The sequence below is a fragment of the Bifidobacterium sp. A11 genome (assembly GCF_000499185.1).
GTDB classification, from domain to species: Bacteria; Actinomycetota; Actinomycetes; order Actinomycetales; family Bifidobacteriaceae; genus Bombiscardovia; species Bombiscardovia mizhiensis.
Map to the genome: position 1 here is coordinate 251,766 of NZ_AWUO01000001.1, position 22,847 is coordinate 274,612.

At 60.3% G+C, this 22,847-nt stretch carries 20 protein-coding genes and 1 pseudogene; 5 read left to right on the top strand and 16 right to left on the bottom strand.

Going from position 1 to position 22,847, the window contains the following annotated elements:
- Positions 1 to 29 precede the first annotated feature (29 nt).
- The 6 genes from P273_RS0101050 to ftsX all read right to left on the bottom strand — a co-directional run bounded on the left by P273_RS0101050 (position 30) and on the right by ftsX (position 6,140).
- Positions 30 to 842: an amino acid ABC transporter ATP-binding protein gene (locus P273_RS0101050; RefSeq protein ID WP_024626671.1), complete on the bottom strand. Its 813-nt coding sequence runs from the start codon at positions 840 to 842 to the stop codon at positions 30 to 32.
- A 16-nt stretch (positions 843 to 858) separates the two neighbouring features.
- A complete protein-coding gene (locus P273_RS0101055) occupies positions 859 to 1,833 on the bottom strand; it encodes an amino acid ABC transporter permease (RefSeq protein WP_024626672.1) in 975 nt (324 codons plus the stop codon).
- Between the two features lie 109 nt (positions 1,834 to 1,942).
- The gene (locus P273_RS0101060) at positions 1,943 to 2,881 is read right to left on the bottom strand and encodes an ABC transporter substrate-binding protein (protein WP_024626673.1); all 939 of its coding nucleotides are present in this window, start codon (positions 2,879 to 2,881) and stop codon (positions 1,943 to 1,945) included.
- Positions 2,882 to 3,170: 289 nt separating this feature from the next.
- Positions 3,171 to 3,647 (bottom strand): SsrA-binding protein SmpB, encoded by a 477-nt coding sequence (gene smpB / locus P273_RS0101065; RefSeq protein WP_024626674.1) that lies wholly within the window; start codon positions 3,645 to 3,647, stop codon positions 3,171 to 3,173.
- A 93-nt stretch (positions 3,648 to 3,740) separates the two neighbouring features.
- Positions 3,741 to 5,129: a CHAP domain-containing protein gene (locus P273_RS0101070; protein WP_024626675.1), complete on the bottom strand. Its 1,389-nt coding sequence runs from the start codon at positions 5,127 to 5,129 to the stop codon at positions 3,741 to 3,743.
- Between the two features lie 87 nt (positions 5,130 to 5,216).
- Positions 5,217 to 6,140, bottom strand: coding sequence for a permease-like cell division protein FtsX (gene ftsX / locus P273_RS0101075; protein ID WP_024626676.1), 924 nt, complete (start codon positions 6,138 to 6,140; stop codon positions 5,217 to 5,219).
- 75 nt (positions 6,141 to 6,215) lie between these two features.
- Here ftsX and P273_RS10225 point away from each other — a divergent pair, with 75 nt between their 5' ends.
- The gene (locus P273_RS10225) at positions 6,216 to 6,275 is read left to right on the top strand and encodes a hypothetical protein (protein WP_367379019.1); all 60 of its coding nucleotides are present in this window, start codon (positions 6,216 to 6,218) and stop codon (positions 6,273 to 6,275) included.
- A gap of 677 nt (positions 6,276 to 6,952) precedes the next feature.
- Here the strand turns inward: P273_RS10225 and ftsE are convergent.
- The 3 genes and pseudogenes from ftsE to P273_RS10195 form a co-directional block, all read right to left on the bottom strand.
- Positions 6,953 to 7,996 (bottom strand): annotated as a pseudogene (gene ftsE / locus P273_RS09935) (cell division ATP-binding protein FtsE); the annotation flags it as partial.
- Between the two features lie 97 nt (positions 7,997 to 8,093).
- The gene (prfB, locus tag P273_RS0101085) at positions 8,094 to 9,227 is read right to left on the bottom strand and encodes a peptide chain release factor 2 (RefSeq protein WP_024626678.1); all 1,134 of its coding nucleotides are present in this window, start codon (positions 9,225 to 9,227) and stop codon (positions 8,094 to 8,096) included.
- Positions 9,228 to 9,334: 107 nt separating this feature from the next.
- Positions 9,335 to 9,466, bottom strand: a complete 132-nt coding sequence (locus P273_RS10195; RefSeq protein ID WP_259465285.1) for a hypothetical protein — start codon at positions 9,464 to 9,466, stop codon at positions 9,335 to 9,337.
- Positions 9,467 to 9,612: 146 nt separating this feature from the next.
- Between P273_RS10195 and dapD the strand changes: the two genes are divergently transcribed.
- Complete coding sequence (dapD, locus tag P273_RS0101090) at positions 9,613 to 10,572, top strand: 2,3,4,5-tetrahydropyridine-2,6-dicarboxylate N-succinyltransferase (RefSeq protein ID WP_024626679.1); 960 nt, start codon at positions 9,613 to 9,615, stop codon at positions 10,570 to 10,572.
- Positions 10,573 to 10,591: 19 nt separating this feature from the next.
- On the opposite strand, the gene P273_RS0101095 is transcribed toward dapD, so the two are convergent.
- The 3 genes from P273_RS0101095 to P273_RS0101105 form a co-directional block, all read right to left on the bottom strand.
- Positions 10,592 to 11,881, bottom strand: coding sequence for a citrate synthase (locus P273_RS0101095; protein WP_051354077.1), 1,290 nt, complete (start codon positions 11,879 to 11,881; stop codon positions 10,592 to 10,594).
- Positions 11,882 to 12,206: 325 nt separating this feature from the next.
- On the bottom strand, positions 12,207 to 12,983 hold the full coding sequence (gene map, locus P273_RS0101100) for a type I methionyl aminopeptidase (RefSeq protein ID WP_024626681.1): 777 nt from the start codon (positions 12,981 to 12,983) through the stop codon (positions 12,207 to 12,209).
- Positions 12,984 to 13,086: 103 nt separating this feature from the next.
- On the bottom strand, positions 13,087 to 13,785 hold the full coding sequence (locus P273_RS0101105) for an HdeD family acid-resistance protein (protein ID WP_024626682.1): 699 nt from the start codon (positions 13,783 to 13,785) through the stop codon (positions 13,087 to 13,089).
- A 176-nt stretch (positions 13,786 to 13,961) separates the two neighbouring features.
- Between P273_RS0101105 and P273_RS0101110 the strand changes: the two genes are divergently transcribed.
- Positions 13,962 to 16,055 (top strand): M13 family metallopeptidase, encoded by a 2,094-nt coding sequence (locus tag P273_RS0101110; RefSeq protein WP_024626683.1) that lies wholly within the window; start codon positions 13,962 to 13,964, stop codon positions 16,053 to 16,055.
- A gap of 119 nt (positions 16,056 to 16,174) precedes the next feature.
- Here the strand turns inward: P273_RS0101110 and P273_RS0101115 are convergent, their stop codons facing one another.
- Positions 16,175 to 16,684, bottom strand: coding sequence for a single-stranded DNA-binding protein (locus P273_RS0101115; RefSeq protein WP_024626684.1), 510 nt, complete (start codon positions 16,682 to 16,684; stop codon positions 16,175 to 16,177).
- Between the two features lie 371 nt (positions 16,685 to 17,055).
- Here P273_RS0101115 and P273_RS0101120 point away from each other — a divergent pair, with 371 nt between their 5' ends.
- Positions 17,056 to 17,910 (top strand): exodeoxyribonuclease III, encoded by an 855-nt coding sequence (locus P273_RS0101120; protein WP_024626685.1) that lies wholly within the window; start codon positions 17,056 to 17,058, stop codon positions 17,908 to 17,910.
- Between the two features lie 127 nt (positions 17,911 to 18,037).
- On the opposite strand, the gene P273_RS0101125 is transcribed toward P273_RS0101120, so the two are convergent.
- Entirely contained in the window at positions 18,038 to 19,852 is a 1,815-nt protein-coding gene (locus tag P273_RS0101125; RefSeq protein ID WP_024626686.1) for a proline--tRNA ligase, read from the bottom strand.
- A gap of 228 nt (positions 19,853 to 20,080) precedes the next feature.
- Between P273_RS0101125 and P273_RS0101130 the strand changes: the two genes are divergently transcribed.
- Positions 20,081 to 20,551: an N-acetyltransferase gene (locus P273_RS0101130; protein WP_051354078.1), complete on the top strand. Its 471-nt coding sequence runs from the start codon at positions 20,081 to 20,083 to the stop codon at positions 20,549 to 20,551.
- A gap of 45 nt (positions 20,552 to 20,596) precedes the next feature.
- On the opposite strand, the gene P273_RS0101135 is transcribed toward P273_RS0101130, so the two are convergent.
- Together P273_RS0101135 and orn are read right to left on the bottom strand one after the other, a co-directional pair.
- Complete coding sequence (locus P273_RS0101135) at positions 20,597 to 22,003, bottom strand: PIF1 family DEAD/DEAH box helicase (RefSeq protein ID WP_024626688.1); 1,407 nt, start codon at positions 22,001 to 22,003, stop codon at positions 20,597 to 20,599.
- 40 nt (positions 22,004 to 22,043) lie between these two features.
- Positions 22,044 to 22,745 (bottom strand): oligoribonuclease, encoded by a 702-nt coding sequence (orn, locus tag P273_RS0101140; RefSeq protein WP_024626689.1) that lies wholly within the window; start codon positions 22,743 to 22,745, stop codon positions 22,044 to 22,046.
- Positions 22,746 to 22,847: the final 102 nt, after the last annotated feature.

The following is a 22,847-nucleotide window of genomic DNA, read 5'->3' on the forward strand; positions in this document are numbered from 1 at the left end:
AATTTCTACAACCTGAACAGAGCCTGAGGCTACAGCACGGTGTGCAGGAATTCGGCGAACCTGTCGGTGCGAGGATGGTCGATGATATCAGGGCCTCCCTGCTCCACCACGACTCCTTGGTCCATGAAGACGATCTGCTCGGCCACCTCTCGGGCGAAGCCCATCTCGTGGGTGACCACCACCATGGTCATGCCCTGTTGGGCAACCTGTCGCATGACCCCTAGGACCTCCCCCACCAACTCCGGATCCAGGGCTGAGGTGGGCTCATCGAAGAGCATGATGTCGGGGTGCATAGCCAATGCTCGCGCGATGGCCACACGCTGCTGCTGGCCGCCGGAGAGCTGGGCAGGATAGTAGTCCATCCTGTCCTCCAGCCCTACACGTTTCAGCTGGGCCTGAGCCTCCTGGCGGGCATCGGTCTTGGGAACCCGTCCCACATGAACCGGCGCCTCCATGACGTTCTCCAAGGCCGTCATGTGAGGAAAGAGATTGAAGCGCTGAAAGACCATGCCGATCTTGGAACGCTGCTTGGCAATGGCCTTGTCATCCAGGGTCTGCAGCACAGAGCCCTTGCCGGTATCGATCTTCCGGTATCCGGTCAGCTCGCCATCCACATAGATTTCTCCAGCTGTGCGGGTCTCCAGCTGGTTGATCAGCCTCAGCAGGGTTGACTTGCCCGAACCAGAAGGCCCCAGAACGGCCGTAACCGTGCCGGGCATGACCTCCAGGTTGATCCCCCGCAGCACATGCTGATCGCCGAATACCTTGTGGACATTCCTGATGACGATGGCCGGATCCTTGCCGCCTTGACCATCTTTCTTGGTCTGCCTGTCCTCGTCCATGATTCTCCTCCTGCGCTTAGGCGTTCAGCCCGGCCATCATGACCTTGTTGACCTTCTCGGTCTCCTGACGGGTCTGCGGATCCTCGCCATCCTTGCCGTCCTTGGACCCCGATCCGGCCAGGGGCTGCGAATCAAAGCCCTTGCCGTAGTGCTTCTCCAGCTGGGCCTGGATGACCATCAGAACAGAAGTGATGACCAGGTACCAGATGCAGGCCACAATCAGCAGCGGGATGGTCTTATAGATGCGGTTGGCGATGGCGTTGGTGGCGAACTGGAGCTCCAGGGTGAAGGGCACGGCAAGAGCCAGGGATGTGGTCTTGAGCATGCCGATGGTCTCATTGCCGGTAGGCGGCACGATGATGCGCATGGCCTGAGGCAGAACAATCCGCCTCATGATCATGGCGGGCGGCATACCCAGGGCCTTGGCGGCCTCCTCCTGACCAGGATCTACGGCCTCGATGCCGGCACGGACGATTTCGGAAAGGTAGGCAGCCTCGTTCAGTCCCAGGCCCAGAACCGTGGCCACGGTGGCGTTGAGTACGGTCTTGGTGTCGACGCTCCAGAACTCGGGCCCGAAGGGAATGCCAATGGCCAGCTTGGGAATCAGCACGGAAAGCAGACCCCAGAAGACCAGCTGGGTATATACAGGAGTGCCGCGGAAGAACCAGATGAAGAACCAGCTGACCCAGCGCAGGACCGGATTGGAAGACTTGCGCATAACTGCCAGGATGATGGCCAGAATTGTGGCCAGAACCATGGCGTAGACAGTCAGCAGAAGGGTCCACTTGATACCATCCAGGACATGCTCGTTAAAGAGGTACTTCCAGACCGTGGGCCAATCAAAGTTGGGATTGGTCACCATGCCGTGGATCAGCATGGCCACGAAAATAGCCACGATGACGGCAGCCACAATCGGCCCCGGCTTGCGCACCGGCCTGGCCTCTATTCTGCCGGGGATCTGAATCCGGTCCGTCCCCTTCTTGGTATGCATCTCCTGCTTCCTTCCGCACCGCTGAACTTATTCAGGCCTAGCCTATCCAGCCGGGCCAACCGCTAGGCGCAGACCGGTTGTTGAACCGACCCGCGCCTGGAGGCTTGCCTCAGTCAGAGACCGCAGGGTTGATCTCCGCCTTCTCAACAGCACCGCTCTGAACGCCCCAGTTCTTGAGGATCTTGGCGTAGGTGCCATCGTCGATCAACTTCTGAAGAGCCGCCTGGGTGGCCTCGGCCATGCCGCTGCCCTTCTTCAGAGCAGCGCCTTGCAGGACGATGTCGGTATCCTTGCCCAGCTTCTCCAGCTGGCCATCGGTCTGCTTGATGGCATACCCGGTCACCTGGGAGTCGGCGTAGAAGACGTCGATCTTGCCGTTGACCACTGCCGTGGCAGCATCGGTCTGCTGCTTGTAGGACTGCACATCCACCGGCTTCTTGCCCTTGGCCTTGCACTCTGCCGAGATCTTGTCAGCAGCCTGCTGCTCTTCGATAGTGCCCGTCTGCACGCCGACCTTGACGCCGCAGATGTCGTCAGGATTGATCTTGGAGGGGTTGCCCTTCTTGACGGCAAAGGCCGTGCCCGCCTTGAAGGTGGTGACGAAGTCGACCGACTGCATCCGCTCCTTGGTGATGGTGAAGCTGGAGATACCCGCGTCGTACTTGCTGCCGATGGCGGGGATGATGGTATCGAAGGAGGCACTGACCATCTCCCCCTTGAGCCCCATCACCTTGGCAATGGCGTTCGACAGGTCCACGTCATAGCCAATCGGTGTCTTTCCGTCCTCATTCATGAATTCACCCGGAGCATACGAGGTCTCCATGCCCACGGTCAACTTGCCGTCCTTGGCCACCGACTCAGGCACCTTGGCCGCGATGGCCGGATCCTTCTTGATGCCACTGACGTCAAAAGCCGCCGGGTGGGAACTTGTTGTGGCCTTACCCGATGCACTGCTGTTGTCCGCCTCGTCGGTGGTTCCGCAGGCCCCGATAGAGGCCAGCAGGGCGACACTCAGAGCCGCCGTCAGCATCGCCTTGATCTTGCCCATGTCTTCTCCTCTTCCGGACCGCCCCGAGGCGACCCTCCGTATCCCTTGATTGACATGCACTATTATGCACACATTTGTATTTTTATGCATCCGACTGATTGATGATCATCAATCATGGTTTGCTCTTCAGGGCGGATTTTGGCTTTAATGCAAGCTTCAGAAGCTTATAGAACACCGCCGGACGTCTTAGCTCCGGGCGTGTCGACTTGCATAGTGCAAGGCAATATCAGGATTCAGTCGTCCCTATCCAAGAATCATCTGAGAATCGGAAAGTGCATCAGCACATATTTCAGCCCCGACGGTTCCGGTAGCGCATGGCCCTTTGGGCCTCACGGCGGTCCTGTTCCTCCCGCAGGGACTGACGCTTGTCATACTCGCGCTTGCCCCTTGCCACGGCGATCTCCACCTTGACTCTGCCATCCTTGAAATACAGGCTCAGGGGGACAATGGTGTAGCCCTTGGCCTGAATCTGCCGCTCCAGGCGAATGATCTGCTTGGCATGCAGAAGCAGCTTGCGCTTGCGCTTGGGGGCATGGTTGTTCCAGGTGCCGTTGAGATACTCGGGGATATTCGCGTTCTCCAGCCAGACCTCGTGCCGACGGTCGATACTGACGAATGACTCAGCCAGAGAGGCCCGCCCTTCGCGCAAGGACTTGACCTCAGTCCCGGTCAGGGCGATGCCGGCCTCATACCGATCCTCGATCTGGTAGTCATGCCGGGCCCTGCGATTCTGGGCAATCATCGACGTGCCAGTCTCCTTAGCCATGATGTCCTCCTCCGGACCATGCCGATCACGTCGCCTGGTAGGCCGGACGGCTAGGAGTGGCGTCCCAGGTGGCGGACCTGGTCCGCTTCGATGTCAGTAATGAATGTACTGGTAGTTGCCAGCCCCGTAAACCGTCTCATAGGCAGGGAAGGAGGCAAATCCTGTGCCTCCTTCGGAGATGAGCACAGACCCGTCCCCATTGACCCGCTCGACCACGGCCACATGGCCATAGGTCCAGTCGGCGTTCCAGTAACCGACCCGCTGGCCACGGGCAAAGACCATGGCGGCTCCGACGTGCGGGGTGTTGTTGACCAGGTAGCCCAGACTACGTGCAGTGTTGGCCCAGTCAGCTCCGTTACCCATATAGGATCCCACAGGCAGGGACAGCTGCGAGCGGCGGATGTATGCCCAGAGCGTGCACTGACGGGCGGGGTAAGCACTGCCGCCCACCGAGTTGCCGGTAGGATGGCCGTAGCAGAACCCAGAGCCCTCAGGACAGCTGCCAGGTACCCCGTAATTCATACCGGAGGCACCTCCACCGCCTCCATTGCTCGGCGGGGAAGGACGCGGAGCCGGTGATGGTGCAGGGCCGCCACCGCCGACCTGCTGGGCGCCACCGGCATGGGGATCGGCCCCGCCGCCGGCATTGCCCGTGTTGAGGGAATCGATCATAGACTCGGTGGCCACGATATCCGCGGCCTCACGGGCTGACTGGGTGGTCAGGGCAGCCTTCTGCCCCTCCAGCTGCTTGCGTGCTGCGGTTCCCTGGTCGCGCAAGGCCTGCAGACTGTCCTGCTTGGCCTGCGCCGCAGCTGCCGCCTGCTGTGCCGCCGCCTGCTGCTGGTCGGCCTTGGCCTTCAAGGTGCTGATCTGCTCCTCAATGGCCTCGAGACGCTGCTTGCGATTCATGGACGAATTGAGGGTGTTGGCGGCATCATTGGCCGTGTTGGCCTCGGATCGGGTCACGGCTGCATCGGACTGCATCTTGTCCACAAAGTCCTTGGTGCTGGAGGACTTGGTCACCACGTCCATGACCTGGGAAGCCTCAGAGCCATGGAAACTCTTTCTCGCCATCTGCGCCACACCGGCCTTGGCGTCGTCATAGTCGATGCCGGTCTGACGGATCTTGGCCTCCAGGTCGGCACGATCTTTGCGGGCCGCCTGCAGTCGGTCATTGGTGGCCTGAACCAAACTGTCGGCCTGCTCGGCCTGCTGCTGAGCTTCGACGGCACTCTGCTGAGCCGCCGGGATCTGGTTGGCAGTCAGATCGCTGAGACTGAGAATCTGGTTGGCCAGCTCGCTGTTGACACCCGCCAACTTGCTCTTCAGAGCCTCATGGCTCTGTACCTTCTGCTGATAGCTACTCCAATCGGCCCGGGCCGGTGCGGGGGCCACTGTCAACCCCAGGATCCCACCGCCCAGCATCATGGCCAACGACCCCACCAGGCCGCAGATGGCTTCCAAGTGTTTCGTACGATTCATGGTCAAGTCCTCACTATCACTTATCCATGCTAGTCATCATTATGGCAGAGTTCGTACCCATAAGATCAATCGGCCCGTCGCCGCGGATCAGGTCCGCAGATACCGCCGCAGGGAGATGGAAGAGGCCAATGCGGACAAGAGCATGGCCCCCAGGATCAGCGCCGGTGCCATGAGCAGGACCGTGGACTGATCCACGTAGGGCATCCACTGGACCGTCCGGGCCAGCCAATCCGTGATAAAAAGTTTGACGATGGCGCTAAGAGCGCCGACAGCCAGAAGAGATCCCAGCAAGGATGCCACCACGCCCTCCAGGATGAAGGGCAGTCGTATGGTCCAGTTGGAGGCTCCCACCAGTCTCATGATCTCGGTCTCGTTGCGACGCGAGGCGGCACTCATCCTGATGGTGGTGCCAGTCAGCAGGATGGCCACGATCACCATGACGACGGCCAGAACCAAGGTGACTGCCGTAGCCCTGTTGAGGATCTTGAAGACCGGGTCGAATATCTGACGCTGGTCGGACACCTCCTCTACGCCGTCGCGTCCTGACAGCACCTCGGAGACCACCTGATACTTGGTTGGATCCTTGAGTTTGAGACGCAGGGAGGCCTGCATGTCCGCTGCGGTCATGGTCCTTCCCTCGTATGTGCCGTTGGGGTACTGCTTGAGGAAGGTGTTCTTGAAAAAGTCCTCCCGGCTCTGGTAGGTGATTTTTGCCACAGAGTCGCGCAGCTCGGTATTGATGGTGTTCTCCAGCTTGACGATCTCGTCGTTGGTGGGCGCCTTGCCGGTCGCGCAGGATGCCGCCTGGCTGGCGCCGTCCGGGCACAGCCAGACCACCACCTCTACTTGGTCGTACCAGTCCCCCTTGGCCTTGCTGATCTGCGCCTGCATAAGGCCCGATGCGCCGATGAAGAGGAAGGAGATGAAAGTGACCAGCATGACCGAGAGGATCATGGACCCGTTGCGCCGCAGGTTGTCCCAGGTGCTGGAAAGGATGAACCGCAGTCTCATCGTGCCGCCTTCTTCTTGTCATGATGCTCATCCCGAGCCTGTGCGTCGCTCTTTTGTCGGGACTTCCTGGTCGCCTTGGGAGCTTCGGGGGGAGCGGGCGGGGCCGGCGGGACTCCCATGGACTCGGCATCGTGAGACTCGACATCATGATCGATTTCGCTGGTCGAGTCCTTTTTGCTGGTCCTGCTCTTGCTGGGGGCTTGCTTTGAGGATTGCGCGTCGTCCTGCTTCATTTGAGCCGTAGCCTGACCGGATTTGCCGGTCGGTTCGGATGAGCTGGAAACATCGGGCTGCGGAGGCTGATCGGGCCTCTTGAACTGTTGTTCACGATCAGCAGCCTTATCGGAGGTTTCCTTCAACGGTTGGCGGTCCTTGACCTTGTCGTCTTGCTTGGAGCCCCTTTGATCGCGGTCATGATTGCGATCATCATGAGCGAGACCCTTGCGGTCACTACCTGGTTTCCTATCCTGCTCATGACTGCTCGAATCTTCGGGCCGCCGATCCTGGGACCTGCTTTCTGGGGTCGACTTGGGCCGCGCAGCATCCGAACCACGAGCGGACTTCCGAGATTTCCGGGAGGCTGCAGGTTCTGCTGGTTCTGCCTGGGGACGATTCCCGGATTCGGCCCGATCGGTTCCTGCCTTGCCCTGGTCTTTGTCACTGGAACCTTCATGCGACTGACCGGGTGAATCCTGGCTGCCCTGCGACACCGGCGCAGGTCTGCGGAACCGTTCGTCAGGGTCAGAGTCGCTCTTCCCCTCGGACTGCCCCGCAGAGGCGCCTTCATGCTGACTGGAATCTTCCTGCGCAGACTCAAGGCTGCCCAGGCCCTTCCCCCAGGTCAGGGTGTCCTCCACCGAGGTGAAGACCTGCCCATAACGTCCTGTTCTCCCCGAATGCATGGACTTGGCCAGCCGTGCGATTCCCTCGTCGCCATACTGGCCCTGGTCGACGGCCTGTGCCGCCGCCTGAACCACCTGCTTGGCTCCCTTGGTTCCATCCGCGATGGGTTCGGTAGCCGGACTATTCCCATCCTGGACGACAACCTGCACCGGACGGCGCCCTCCAACTCCAACCTCACGAGCACGATCCAGGGCATCGCCGTCAGCGGGATCCCCGATGGCATGATGAGCACGCGCCGCAACCTCGGCATCGGGGAAGAAGCGCGAAGAATCGTAGGAGCCGTGGGCCTCGTCGCGCATGATCCGGCCCGTATGCAGCTCCACCACCCGCTTGCGCATGGAGTTGACGATCTCCTCGTTGTGGGTGGCCATGACCACGGTGGTGCCGGTCCTGTTGATGGCGTCCAGAACCTCCATAATGCCCAGGGAGGTTGTGGGATCAAGATTGCCAGTGGGCTCGTCAGCCAGCAGGATTTCCGGGTTATTGACGTAGGCGCGGGCCAAAGCCACCCTTTGAGCCTCGCCGCCGGAAAGCTCATGGGGGTAGTTTTGCTCCTTGCCCGTCAGCCCCACGGTCTTGAGCACCTGAGGAACCAGGGTTTTGATGGTGGACCGACGAGCGCCGATGACTTCCAGCGTGAAGGCCACGTTCTGCCATACGGTCTTGTTATTGAGCAGCTTGTAATCCTGGAACACAAAGCCAATGGAGCGCCGATATCCGGGAATTTCACGATTGCGCAGACGTCGCAGGTCGTTGCCGGCCACGCGAATCTCCCCCTCGGTGGCCTCTTCCTCACGCAGAAGCAGGCGGAGCAGGGTGGTCTTGCCCGACCCGCTGGCGCCCACAAGGAAGACAAAATCCCCACGATCGACATCCAGGCTGATGTCATCCAAGGCGGGACGGGACCCCTTGGGGTAGATCTTGGTCACGTCCTTGAGCGAAATCAACGCCATTGACTCTCCGTTCCTCGGTATTCCCCTACAGAGGCTATCAACAAGACCGACACTACACACTCATGAAACACCGACCCGGATGAGGCCGAGCACAGGTTTATTTGCTGGCTTCCTCCTCACGGGCCTGAACCCGCTGCTGATGCCGCCAACGGATACCGGCCTCTATGAAGGCATCGATGTTGCCGTCGAAAACGCCCTGGGTATCCGAGGTCTCGTATCCGGTACGCAGATCCTTGACCATCTGGTAGGGATGCAGCACATATGAGCGCATCTGATCCCCCCAGCTGGCCTTGATGTCGCCGGCCAGCTCCTTTTTCTTCTTGGCCTCCTCTTCGTGCCGCAGAACCAGTAGTCGGGACTGCAAAACGGCCATAGCAGCCGCACGGTTCTGGATCTGGCTGCGCTCATCCTGCATGGTGACCACAATGTTGGTAGGCAAATGGGTAATACGCACGGCCGAATAGGTGGTGTTGACGCCCTGACCACCGGGACCGGAAGAGCAGTAGGTGTCCACTCGGATATCCGAGTCGGGGATGTCGATGTGGTCAGTGGGTTCCACCAGAGGGATGACCTCGACAGCAGCGAAAGAAGTCTGCCGCCTGCCCTGGTTGTCAAAGGGCGAGATCCTCACCAGACGATGGGTGCCGCCCTCCACAGACAGCCGACCGTAAGCATAGGGGGCATCCACCTGGAAGGTGGCCGACTTGATGCCGGCCTCCTCTGCGTAGGAGGTGTCCATGACCTTGGTGGAGAAGCCGTGCCGCTCAGCCCACCTCATGTACATACGCAGGAGCATCTGGGCCCAGTCGGCCGCGTCCACCCCACCGGCACCAGAACGAATGGTGACCACGGCGGCGCGCTCGTCGTACTCCCCGTCCAGCAGGGTCTGGATCTCCATGTCAGCCAGGTCGGACCTCAACGAGTCGATCTCCTTGCGGGCCTCCACCAGGGTGTCCTGGTCATGCTCCTCCTGGCCCAACTCCTCCAGAGCCTGGACATCCTCCAGCCGGGAGGATGCGGACTCCAGATGCTTGAGCTGGGATTGCAGGGCTGAGAGCCTGCTGGTCACCTTCTGAGCATTCTCCTGATCATTCCAGAGTCCGGGCGCACTGGCCTGACGCTCCAGATCCGCAATCCGCGAGCGCAAACCCTCCGGGTCCAGCGCCTTGGAGATCATCTCGTACTTGGCCTTGGCCTGCTCCAATGCTTGAGCAAAATCCATCTCTGCCATACCGTCTCACCGCTTTCCAGACCGGCTCCATACGAGTCGGCCGCCGTCTTCATTGCCATTTGCCTGTGCCTGTGACGGCCGGATTCCCGCCGACCGGACGGATCAGGTCAAAGGCCGCTGAAAATGGCGGGGATGATAAGACTGGCCAGCAAAGCCACGGCAATGACCAGGCAGACCGCCCTGGCTATATTGCGGCGCCGACGCTCCCGGCGCTCACGCTCATGACTGTAGGCACTCATGGTTGATAATTTTACCTATCGGCTGCGACCTGGCTGGCGACCACCCAGAGCCGACTGTCGGACGGACCGTCTGTGTTTGAGCGTCGGCCGGTTTATCCTGTAAGACAACCTATGTCAACATGAATGCACAGCCAGAAGGAGGAACGATGAGCACAGCACGCACCGCATGGGGTTGGGGCCTGGCCAGCCAGGATGAGCAGGGCCGTACCCTGGACGTCTGGTATCCCAAGGCCGAGATCTCGACACCGCCGACCCCGGCGAACCGTCCCAACCACGACTTTGGCGACCAAGTCAACAACCAGCCCGACGCCCGCGGCATCCGAAAGGTTGCGGTCTTCACTGTGGCCGATTTGGATGGCCCGATAGCCAATGCAGCCGACGCCTATCTGCGGCTTCATCTGCTCAGCATGCGCCTGACCCCTCCCAACAGCATGAACCTGGACGGGATCTTCGAACAGCTCAACACGGTGGTCTGGACCAACTACGGACCCTTCGCCGTGGAGGACTTCGCCCTGCGCAGGTCAGCGGTCATGACTGCAGCCAGCCGGTCCATGCCGGGCATCCCGGTGACACAGGTAACGGTGCTGAGCGTGGACAAGTTCCCCCGCATGGTGGATTACGTGGTTCCCGAAGGGGTCCGCATCGGCAACGCCGACCGGATTCGGCTCGGCGCCCATCTGGCTCCGGGAACGACGGTCATGCATGAGGGCTTCGTCAACTTCAACGCTGGAACTCTGGGCCACTCCATGGTCGAAGGACGGATCTCCCAGGGAGTCGTAGTCGGCGACGGTTCGGACATCGGTGGCGGAGCCTCCATCATGGGCACCCTGTCCGGCGGAGGCCGCCACCGGGTCTCCATTGGTCAGCACTCCTTGCTGGGAGCCAACGCCGGCATCGGCATCTCCCTAGGCGACGACTGCGTGGTTGAAGCCGGACTCTATGTCACCGCCGGTACCAAGATCGGCCTGGGCGACCAGGAGGTCAAGGGGGCAGAACTCAGCGGAAGGGATCATCTGCTCTTCATCCGCGACTCCCGCACGGGCCAGGTCAGAGCCCTGCCCCGCAAGAAGGGGATCGAGCTGAACGAGCGGCTGCACGCCAACTGAACCCAGGCGGACATAGGACTCAGCGCTCTTCTATAGGCAGGTAGTCGCGTGGCCCCTGACCGGTATAGACCTGCCTGGGTCGACCTATTTTCGTGTCAGGATCGTCCAGCATCTCCCGGTACTGGGCGATCCATCCGGGGATACGACCCAAGGCGAAGAGCGTGGTGAACATCTCCGGGTCGAAGCCGATGGCGCGGTAGATAAGCCCGGTGTAAAAATCCACGTTGGGATAGAGGTGCCGCTCGACGAAGTAGTCGTCATGCAGGGCCAGATTCTCCAGCTCCAGGGCCACGTCGAAGAGTTCTGCATCCTCAGCATTCCTATTCTGGTCGGGCTCGTCCATGAGCTTGTATAGCCACTGCTTGGCTATTGCCGCGCGCGGGTCATAGGACTTATAGACCCGGTGGCCCAGACCTGCAATTTTCCGCCCCTCGCTCTTGGCCTGGTCCACATAGCCTCGTACGCCCAGACCGGAATCCCGAATGTTCTTCAACTGACGCAGCACGGCCTCGTTGGCACCGCCGTGCAAGGGGCCTGAGAGGGTATTGATGCCAGCTGCCACCGCAGAATACAGATTGGCCCTGGCCGATCCGGCAATCCGAACCACTGAGGTGGAGCAGTTCTGTTCATGGTCGGCATGGATGATCAGGAGTTTGTCCAAGGCCTGCACCTTGAGAGGATCGGCCTGATAGGGCTGGTAGGGCATGGCGAAGCTCATCCGCAGGAAGTCCTCCACATAGCCCCAGGTCCTGTCCGGGTAGAGCAGGGGCTGGTCGCGGCGACGACGGTGGATCAAAGAGACGATAGTGCGCACCTTGGCCATGATGATGGCACTGGCCTCCTCCAGCTGATCAGGATCATCAACATTGCAGGTGTCCGGGTGAAAGCCTGCAAGTGCGTTAACCGCCGCGGCCAGCACACTCATGGGATGAGCCTGGCGGGGGAAGGATGAGAGCAGATGGCGGAAGTCCTCCCCTACGACCGTGTAACCCAGGACATGGCTGCGGAACTGCTGGTACTGCTCGGCATCAGGCAGTTCGCCATGGGACAGCAGCCAGGCCACTTCGAGGAAATTGGACTGGGCGCACAAGTCCTCTATGGCATAGCCCCTGTAGCGCAGTATGGACCGCTTGCCGTCAATGAAGGTTATTCCTGAAACGCACTGAGCTGTGGTCTGGAAGCCGGGATCGAGCGTGACCCAGCCGTCATTGCGCAGGGAGGAGACCAGAATGCCGTCGGGCCCCTCGGTGGCGCGAACCAATGGCAGATCAACCTGGTCGGAACCGATGGACAACCGTGCTGTAGACACCACGCACCTCCTGTCAATCAACCAGTGAGGTGCCAGTGAGAGTCGACGGCCATGCCAGATCAGGCTACCGGCACCTGTACCGGCGTGGAATTGCCGACATGCTAACAGAAACAATCACGACTTCGATTACCGGCTTGTAACCGCAAGCAGGAATCCGTCCGTCCCTGGTCACGACCTGCGAGCCTAAGGCAGGGCCGTCTGCCTTCCCGCACCAGCCTGCAGGTAACAATTCCATGGAAGAAAGGACGGCATCAAACAAGGGATCGAGGAACATCCACATTGTGGACATTCCTCGATCCCTTATATAGTCCTGGCAGCCCTCGACTCAGTCCCTGGTCGTCAAAATGACAGGTCCCTGCTCGGTAATGGCAATGGTGTGCTCACTGTGGGCACCGCGCGATCCATCTGCAGAACGCAGAGTCCATCCATCCTTGGGATCCTGATAAATCTGATCGGTGGTCGCCAGGAACCAAGGCTCAATGGCGATGACCAGACCGGGGCGCAGCTTGTAACCGTGATGAGGAGTGCCATCGTTGGGCACATGGGGATCGCCATGCATGATCCGCCCTACCCCGTGGCCGCCGAACTCCAGGTTGACGCTGTATCCGTTTTCGTGGGCAACCTGACCGACTGCAGCGGAGATGTCACCCAGGCGGTTGCCAGGCTGAGCCTGGGCGATGCCCGCTTTCAAAGCCTCTTCAGTGGTCCGAATCAGCCGCAGATCCTCTGGATCGGCATGCTCGCCCACCACGAAGCTAATGGCTGAGTCGCCCACCCATCCGTCCACGTTGATGGCCAAATCCAGGGAAAGCAGGTCGCCGTCCTTAAGGTTGTAGTCATAAGGCACCCCATGCAGAACGGCATCGTTGACGGATAGGCAGATGTAGTGGGCGAAGGGCCCGGTGCCGAAATCAGGCGCATAATCCACGTAACAGGAGGTGGCTCCCTTGCGGGAGTTGATCCTGTCCTTGACGTAGTCATCCAGCTCCAAGAGGTTGACCCCAGGTTTGCTCATGGCCTTGAGCTCCTTGAGGATGCTGCCGACAAACCTACCCGCCGGCTTCATCTGTTCGATCTCCTGCTTGGTTTTGAGCTCGATCATCCTCTGCGTCCTTTCATGATTGGTGCCCGCAGGTGCCATCCTTTGGGGTCCTGCCCAAGTACTACCTCTCAGTATTATCGGGTCAGGCGGACGAGTCCGGCTCTCAGTTCCGGCCGAAGGTGAAGGCCCTGATAATAGAGACGACTCCCAGCACCAGAAGAGCGCACCCGCTGAAAATAACCAGGAAGACGACGGAGCTCAACGGGTAGACCATGACGATGATCCCGGCAATGATGGAGACGATGCCCGAGAAAATGGCCCAGCCTGAATGCGGGAGCCCCCAGGAGGCGGCCAGACTCATCACGCCCTCCATGATCCAGCTGATGCCCACGATGATGGTGACCAGCAGGGTCAGCGCTGAAGCGGACAGGGCCGTGTTCCTGACGATCACAATGCCGCCGACGGCGATCAGTGCGCCAAAGAGGACGCCCAGCACCCTCCAGCCACCGGGAAGTCCCCTGGTCACGATGGAGGTGGCCAGACGAACCACGCCGGAGATGATGAAGTAGATGCCCAGCACCACAGTCACGGCGATCAGGGTCTTGTCCGGCCTGAGCAGAAGAGCCAGGCCCAGGATGACTCCAATCACGCCCATGACGCCCATGATGACGCGGATGGCCCTCAGGGTTCTGAATCCCAGATCCTCGGCAATCATGGAGAAAGGATCCATCCGTGGCGGGCGCCCCTGATAGCCGGGGTACTGCCCATACTGACCATAATTATTCTGGTATTGGCCGCCATTTTGCCCAGAATCCTGACCACCGTACTGGTTGGACTGACCGCCCTGCATGGGATCCGTCATACCGTCCTCTTTCTCTCGCTCAGGGCAGCCTATGGCCCGCACCGTTACCGTCTTTCAAGTGTAAATCACCAACGGAGGCAATCGCGGCTTTTCCCTTCGGCGGATGATTCGCCGGTCCGCCGATCTCCGGTGACCACAGGGCATGGCATGTCACCAAAGATGGCTAGGCTTGTGGCATGGCACAATCTATTGAATCCACGACCTCCTCCGGACTCGATCCGGCCTCCTTCTCTTCGGTCATTCGGCCACAAGACGACCTCTTTCGCTTTGTCAACGGCCCCTGGATCGACACCTACAGTCTACCTGAGGACCGCTCCCGGTTCGGCTCCTTCGACAAGCTTGCCGAGGATGCCGAGGCACAGATCCATGAAATCCTTGAGGATCCGGAATCCCCGGCCGTCAAATCGGCCCTGCTCTATCGCAGCTTCCTGGACACCGATGCCATCGAGGCTGCGGGAATGGAACCCATCCGCCCCGACCTGCAGGCCATTGATGCTGTGCCCGACAAGAAGGCACTGACCAGCCTGCTCGGCCGACTCAATCCCACTGGCGGCCCCGATCTGTTCGGTATCGCCATCTATGGCGATCCAGGCAACGCCGGCGTCAACGTGGCTCATATGGAGCAGGCCGGGCTGGGACTCCCCGACGAGGCCTACTACCGGGAGAAGAGCTACGCACCAGTCCGCCAGGCCTACACCGACATGGTCGCCTCATTGCTCAGGCTCTCCGGCTACGCCGACGACCAGGAGGATGCCCATAGGCAGGCGGAGTCTTTCCTTGAGGTCGAGAAGCGCATAGCGGCACGCCACTGGGACAACGTATCCACACGAGATGAGGATCGCACCTACAATCCCACCACCCTGGCTGACCTGGAGTCAACGCTCGCCGATTTCGATCTGCACACCTGGATCGAATCCTGGCAGGAGGCATATGCAGCCAGCCCTGTCGCCAATATGCAGCCGGTCGATCTGAGCACGGCCCTGTCCAGGACCATCGTGCATGAGCCCTCCTTCCTGCAGGGGTTGAACGAACTATGGAAGACCAGCGACCTGGAGGATCTGAAACTCTGGGCCCGCGTGCACACACTGATCGAGTGGGCAGGTCTGCTCAGCAGCGACTTCGATCAGGCCAGGTTCGACTTCTACGGCAAGATCCTTTCAGGCACGACCAAGATGCGGGACCGCTGGAAGCGAGCCGTCTCCCTTGTCAACGGCATTTGCGGCGAAGATGTCGGACGCGAATATGTACGCCGGCACTTCCCTGCCTCCAGCAAGGCCCGTATGGAGGCATTGGTCTCAGACCTGATTGATGCCTACCGGGTCTCCATCACATCCAGTGACTGGCTGGGTGAACAGACCAAGGTCAAGGCTCTGGCCAAGCTGGACAAATTCTCGCCCAAAATCGGCTACACCGAGCGCTGGCGCGACTATACGGCCCTGGCTGTGGACGAAAAGCTGGGTCTGGTCGACAACGTGCGGCGGGCCAACCTCTACGAGTCCGGCTACCAGTTCGGCAAGGCCGGTCAGCCTGTTGACAAGGAAGAGTGGCTGATGAACCCTCAGACGGTCAACGCCTACTACGAGCCCACCCTGAACGTCATCGTCTTCCCCGCAGCTATTCTGCAGCCGCCTTTCTTCAACCCCGAAGCTGACGATGCCGTCAACTACGGAGGCATCGGGTCGGTCATCGGCCACGAGATCGGCCATGGATTCGACGACCAGGGCTCCAAGTACGACGGCGACGGACGTCTGCAGGACTGGTGGACCCCGCAGGACCGTGAGAACTTCGAGCAGCGGACCAAGGCGCTCATCGAGCAGTACAACGGGTTCGTGCCCCAACAACTTGCCGAGAAGTACGCCGACAAGCCCGAGCAGGCACCTCATGTCAATGGGGCGCTGACCATCGGCGAGAACATCGGAGACCTGGGAGGCGTCAACATCGCCATCAAGGCCTACGCCCTCTCCTTGCAGAAGCGGCAGGGCGGCACAGCAGGGACAGACGATGCGGCCATGGACCAGGCGCTGGCCTCGGCTCCGGTCATGGACGGCTACACCGGCCTGCAGCGGTTCTTCCTGTCCTATGCCTCCATCTGGAGGACCAAGAACAGGGATCAGCTGGCTGAACAGTATTTGCAGATTGATCCCCACTCTCCGGCTGAATTCCGCACCAACGGCATCGTCAGGAATGTGGATCGCTTCTATCAGGCCTTCGGCGTCACCGCTGACGACGGCATGTGGCTGGAACCCGAGGCAAGGGTCAAGATTTGGTAAGCCTGTTCTGATTGAAATCATCGGTTGACGGTTTCAATCAGCCTGTTGATCAAGGCGGGATGTCGACTGGAAACAGCCGGCCTCCCGCCTTCGTCTTGCTCGGCCGAAACAACCTTTGCTCATCCAGCATTGGAAGCCCCCGCTGATGTCCGCTCGGCTACAGATGGTACCGATGATGCTGGGGCGGTTTCAGAGGGTGAAGATGTCAGCGGAGTGGCCCAAGGATCCGCACCGGCGGCCCCCTCATCGATGGGCGCAGTACCCGATCGAATCCTGGTGAAGGTATCCTGTCCCCTGGCCAGGTCGTGACCGATGCCATCCGCTACTAAGACCAGACTGCTATGCGACTGGCCGTCGCTGGTCCACTCTTCCGTAACCAAGGATCCCGTCACCATGACCGGATCGCCCTTGTGCAGACAGGCCAGAGCATTAACCGCCAGAGTCCTGAAAGCCTTGACTGTCAGCCAGGTGGTGGATTTTCGTTTCCATACCCCAGCCGCAGCATCGTAATAGGCCGGCGTAGAGCCAAGCCTGAAGGAGCAGACTGGTGTGGTTCCCGGCTGTCCCAGACGGGCTGGCTGGGTTCCCATAAAGCCGAAGACGGTCGTTTTTATTTCGTTGATGGACATATCGGAACCTCTCTATCGATGTCATGAATCCGGCGCTGTAAACCTGCCGGTCTATTGCTCATTGCGTGGCGGTGAAGCCGTCCGACGGAGAATCCCTAGCCAGAGCGCGGATAATCGGAGCGGGGGAAGGGACTGGCCCCGGCCAGGAACCCTCCGTCGAACGGTGAATCCATCCTGCCTCCGCGCACGTCCCCGCACCCGACCCAACAGTCATTGTGGTCGAATGGGCTCGGTCTGTTTCGCGTGGTGGACAACCCTGCCCATGGCTGGTTTGGCAATGCCTCTTTCACTGCGCAAGGGCATCGAAACATTGGTCCTGGGCTAAACTGTGAGAGCAGATATATCGGCACGGTTTGGAAGGACCCGCAGTCATGGTTCACACGCTGGTCAGTTGGAACATCGATTCGCTCAACGCCGCCCTGTTGGGCAAGAGCAGCCGCAGCGCCCTCTCCCTGAAGGTGGTGGAGACCATCCGGGATCTGGATCCTGATGTCGTAGCCATCCAAGAGACCAAACTCAACGGCGACCAGAAGAAATCCGCAGGCATCCTTAAGGCGCTCATGCGCTACTTTCCCGATTATCAGGAGGCGGACCGTCGCTCCGAGGCCCCGGCCCGCACAGGCTACGCAGGCACGCTCATGCTCTACCGCAAGAGCCTGCCGGAGCCTACCGTAACCCGACCCCGCATCGGCGCTCCGGACACCATGGACGACGAGGGCCGCATGCTCACCCTGGAGTTCCCGGACTGCTTTATTACCACGGTCTACACCCCTAATTCAGGATCGGGACTGGTTCGGCTCAAACCACGCGGCGTCTGGGACGATTGCTACCGTCGCTATCTGCAGGAGCTGGATGCCCGCAAGCCGGTCCTGGCTTGTGGCGACTTCAACGTGGCCCACGAGGAGATCGACATCGCCAACCCGGCATCCAACCACCATTCCGCCGGCTTCACTGACCAGGAGCGCGAGAAGTTCAGTCTTCTGCTGGATGCGGGCTTCACCGACACCTTCCGCAAGATCCATGGCGATGCCGCCGGCTTCTACGATGACCACCGCAGCGTCTACACCTGGTTCGCCCAACGGGCACCAAAGAGCAAGATTAATAATTCCGGCTGGCGCATCGACTACTGGCTGACCTCTAATCGGATCGCTGACCAGGTCAACACCAGCGAACCCGTGGACACCGGCGAGCGCCAGGACCACCTGCCCATCCTGCTGCGCATCTGAACGGAAAGAGCCCTGAGCCCAAACCGATACAACCAAAGGGGTGGGGTCTTGGTCGCGCACATCATGACGTGACCAAGACCCCACCCCTCTATATTGTCGCGATAAACAACTATGAGTGCGGCATACCCTACTGCAGAGCTGCGATCCGATCCACGATCACCTGAGCGGACTGATCGGCAGGAACCGCTTGCACATCCGAACCGTCACGGTTGCGGATCTCGATAGTGCCGTTGGCAATGGTGTCGCGACCAGCGATGGCGACCAGGGGAACCCCAATCAGCTCGGCATCCTTGAACTTGACCCCGGGAGATACCTTGGGCCGGTCGTCGTAGATGACCTCCACACCACGCTCCTCCAGATCGGCGACCAGTTTCTCGGCGGCATCGAAGGCCTCCTGCTTCTTGCCGGTAGCCACCACATGGACCGCGGCAGGGGCGACAGTCTTGGGCCATGCCAGACCCTTGTCATCGTGATGCATCTCGGCAATGCAGGCCAGCACGCGGGAGATGCCGATCCCGTAGCAGCCCATCCAGACCGGCACAGCCTTGCCGTTGCGGTCCAGAACCTTCAGACCCAGTGCGTCAGAATATTTCAATCCGAGCTGGAAGACCTGGCCGATCTCCACACCACGTTCAAAGCTGAGCGGCCCCGATCCGTCAGGGCTCATATCCCCGTGACGGACTTCGGCGGCTTCCACTACACCGTCGGCTTGGAAGTCACGCCCATAGACCGCATTGGCCAGGTGCACGCCTTGGGCATCAGCACCAGTCACCCAGGCTGAGCCAGGGGCCACATGGGCATCGAGGAAGTAGCGGATATGGGCGGCCGACTCGGTATCCGAACGCTGAGGGCCCAGAACACGGGGTCCGATGTATCCCTTGACCAGCTCGGGGTGGGTGGCAAGGTCAGCCTCGCTGGCCTCCTCAATCTCGGCAGGAGCGAACTGGGCTTCCAGGCGCTTCATGTCCACCTGACGGTCTCCCGGCAGGCCGACGGCCACCAGCTCACGCCAGCCCTCGGGGTGGTCATCGTCCGCAGGGTGCTTGACGGCCACAATCAGGTTCTTCAGAGTATCGGCAGCGGTCCAGTCACGGCCATCCTCACGAGGATGCAGCTGGTTGAACCGCTCTACCAGGGTGTCGATGGTGGTTGAATCTGGAGTGTCCAGCTCCTTCATAGCCGGAGTTTCAGCATAGTCGAGGGGATCAGGACGCGGGGTGGTCAGCGCCTCCACGTTCCATGCCTTCCCCGAGGGAGCCAGAGCAAAAGTGTCCTCGCCTATGGGCAGCGGAGCCAGGAATTCCTCGGACTCGGATCCTCCCATGGGTCCGGAGACCGCATGGACGATTACGTAATTGACACCCAGACGCTTGAAGATCCGCTCATAGGCGCCGCGCTCATCCTGGTAGGCCTTCTTCAGCCCCTCCTCGTCCACGGTGAAGGAGTAAGCGTCTTTCATGATGAACTCACGACCCCTGATCAGCCCGGCACGGGGACGGAACTCGTCGCGGTATTTGGTTTGGATCTGGTACAGAACCACCGGCAGATCCTTGTATGAGGAATACATATCCTTGACCAAAAGGGTGAACATTTCCTCGTGGGTTGGAGCCAGCAGGTAGTCGGCGCCGTGCCTGTCCTGGAGGCGGAAGAGGTTTTCGCCGTACTCCTCCCAGCGGTGGGTGGCCTCGTAGGGTTCACGCGGCAGCAGGGCCGGGAAGTGGACCTCCTGGGCGCCAATGCCGTCGATCTCCTCCCGGACCACGGCCTGGACCTTGTCAAGGACCTTCAGCCCCAGTGGCAGCCAGGTGAAAATGCCAGGGGCCACCTTGCGGACGTAGCCGGCCCGCTGCAGGAGTTTGGCCGAGTCCACATCGGCGTCGGCCGGATCCTCCCTGAGGGTCCGCAGAAAGAGGGTTGACATGCGCATGGCTTTGGTTCTCATACTTCCCAAAGATATGCGCGCAAAGGGACAAGCAGCCATAGAGGATGACGCATGACAATTCGCAAAACCGAACCAGAAACCAGACGGCACATACAGGTGAAGGTAGGTAAATCCGCAACCTGACATCTGGCATCTATCCAGCTCTATCCCTCCCTCATAAGGGCAGCCAAGATATGATGGTTGTATATCGAACAGGTTTTCTGATTTACAAGGACGAGGCGGGCACCTATGTCATCAGAGCCGGGTGTGACCATCCAGACCTTTACCACCCTCGATGCAGAGCACATGACGCTCCTCCTGGAGGCCGATCCCTCAGAACGGATAATCCATGACGTTTTCGCCCATTCCTGCGCCTACGAAATCCGAGTGGGACAAACCCTGGCCGGTGTCATGCTGCTTGCCAGACCGAACACGGACACCTTGGAAATTACCAATATCAGTGTGGCCCGCCCTTTACGCAGACTGGGAATCGGAAGCAGATTAATAGACCGAGCCAAGATGGAGACCGTCAGACTGGGTCTGAGAAGGCTGGAAGTCGGGACCGGATCCACCAGCTTTGGAGCCCTTTGCTTCTACCAGACATGCGGGTTTCGCATGGACCGCATTGAACGGGATTATTTTGTCAATCGCTACGCGCATCCCATTGTCGAGAACGGAATCACCCTGAGAGACATGGTCCGCCTGTCATGGCATCTCTAGCGACCCTAATAACCACACCAAGCCAAGACCAATAAGGGCCACCATTCAGAAAAGCTGGTCCTGACTGAATTCGTCTTCTGGTTCCTGACCGACTGCGCGCTTGGTGAAGGACTCTGGACCTTCATCTTTCAGACGGGCACAGGCCGCCTTGGACTCGGCCCTCAAACCCGCATCCAGAACGACGGCATCGGGAGAAACCAGGAAGGCATGCTCATTGATACCCGTCAGGTAGAGCCCATCCAGACTTTCCACACGAGAGAGAGCCACGTAGCCCATCCCTGGCGCGAAGGTCCGTCTCAAGTCCATGACTGCCCTGTCCAGAGTCATCCCCTGGGACTTGTGGATGGTGATCCCCCAGGCGCAACGAAGGGGAACCTGATTGACGGAGGCCAAGACCGTGTCTCCATCCATGGTCTCCCAGGCGGCCGGCTTCATGGTGACCACGTTGCCGTTCAGGAAGGAGACGATGGGCCATCCCCCCTTGGCCGAGCTGGTGAATCCGGTGACGGTGCCGATGGAGCCGTTGACATATTGATGATCCTGGTCATTACGCAAGGCCATGACCGCGGCCCCGGTCTTCAGGGCCAGATCCTCGGGGGCCAGCATGTTCTTCTTCAGCCGCTCCACCAGTCTGGCCTCGCCCCGGGATGTGGCCTGGTAATGGTGAGCCTCTTCGTCAATGGAGGCCAGGCGTTGGTCGTTGAGCATGTCGGCCTGCTTGTTGACCGGGAAGAGGTGGACCGCCACCTGGCCAGGAGCGGGCACTGCGCCCACACGGGTGGCTAGGACCTCATGATCCTCCTGGGTGACGCCGCCCTCCCTGATGTCAGTCAGGACGGTCAAGAGCTGGCCATCGTCCTGGCGGTGCTGCTCGGTCAGATAACAGATGACCGGGTCCAGGTCCTGCCAGACCAATGACTCAGTGACGAACCCGTCCGGATCCTTGCCGGCCTGGGCATAGCGTTCCCGGGCAGCCTGGAATTCAGGGCTGGGCAGTATTCCTGCAGCTCGGTTGGACCGGGTCACTGGCGGCAACTGGAAGAAGTCCCCCGAAAGGACCACCTGAATCCCTCCGAAAGGCTCCGGGCTGTGACGGACGGCCCTGCAGGCCTGGTCCACCATGTCGAAGAGCCAGGCGTGCATCATGGAAACCTCGTCGATGACCAGGATGTCAGTGCCCTCGATCTGCCTGCGGCGGCGGGTCTTGATCCGTTTCAGGAGCGATTCGGTCATGCATGTGGCGATGCCCACTCCGCTCCAGGAGTGGATGGTCTGGCCGTTGATGTGCGTAGCGGCGATGCCGGTCGAGGCGGTCACCGCCACGACCGCCCCGGCCTGACGAGCCTGGTCGACGAACTCATTGAGCACAAAGGTCTTGCCTGACCCGGGGGCGCCCGTGATGAAGGCATTGGCTCCCGCACTCAATATGGTCAAGGCTTCGGATTGCTGCATGCCTCCATGGTGCCACCTCAGCGGTACATGGCCACGCCTGTCAGTAGTCGGTCTTCTCAGGCTTGTTGGCATCCTCGACCGGGTTGCCGGACTCTTCGTAATGGCGCAGCAGGCTGGTCTGCTCGATCTGTTCCGCTCCGGCCTTGGACTGGGCCTGGTCGGGGCCGGGGGCAGGAATAAAGAACATGGAGCGGTAGTAGCGCAGTTCGTCCATGGACTCGATGATGTCAGCCAGGGCCCGGTGGCCACCATGCTTGGCCGGCTTGTTCTTGTAGACGTCCGGGTACCAGCGACGGGACAGCTCCTTGAGGGTGCTCACATCGATGACCCGGTAGTGCAGAAGATCCATCAGATCAGGCATGTACCTGTCGAGGAACTTCTTGTCGGAGCCCACGGAGTTGCCTGCCAGATGGGCCTTGCCGTTCTTGGGCAGGAAGGGCTTGACATACTCGATCACCTGACGCTGGGCCTCCTGTAGGTCCAGGCCGGTCTTCATCTCCTCGATCAGGCCCGAGGAGGTATGCATCTTCCTGACGAAGTCCCCCATATGGTCCAGGGCCGCCTGGGAGGGCTTGATGACCAAGTCGATGCCCTTGTCCAGGACCTTCATGTTGAAGTCAGTGGGAACCACGGAGACCTCGCACAGCTCGTCGTGGAAGATATCCAGACCGGTCATCTCGCAGTCTATCCAGATCATGCGGGATTCCTCCGCAGTGAAAGTCAGATCATTCGTATCACTCATCTGTACGCCTTTCAGATCCGGAGTGCGCACCGGATCGCTCCTTCCGCCGCCTTGGACGGAACATTACAAGATACCGCCAGCGCGTGACCGGCGGAGGGTTCA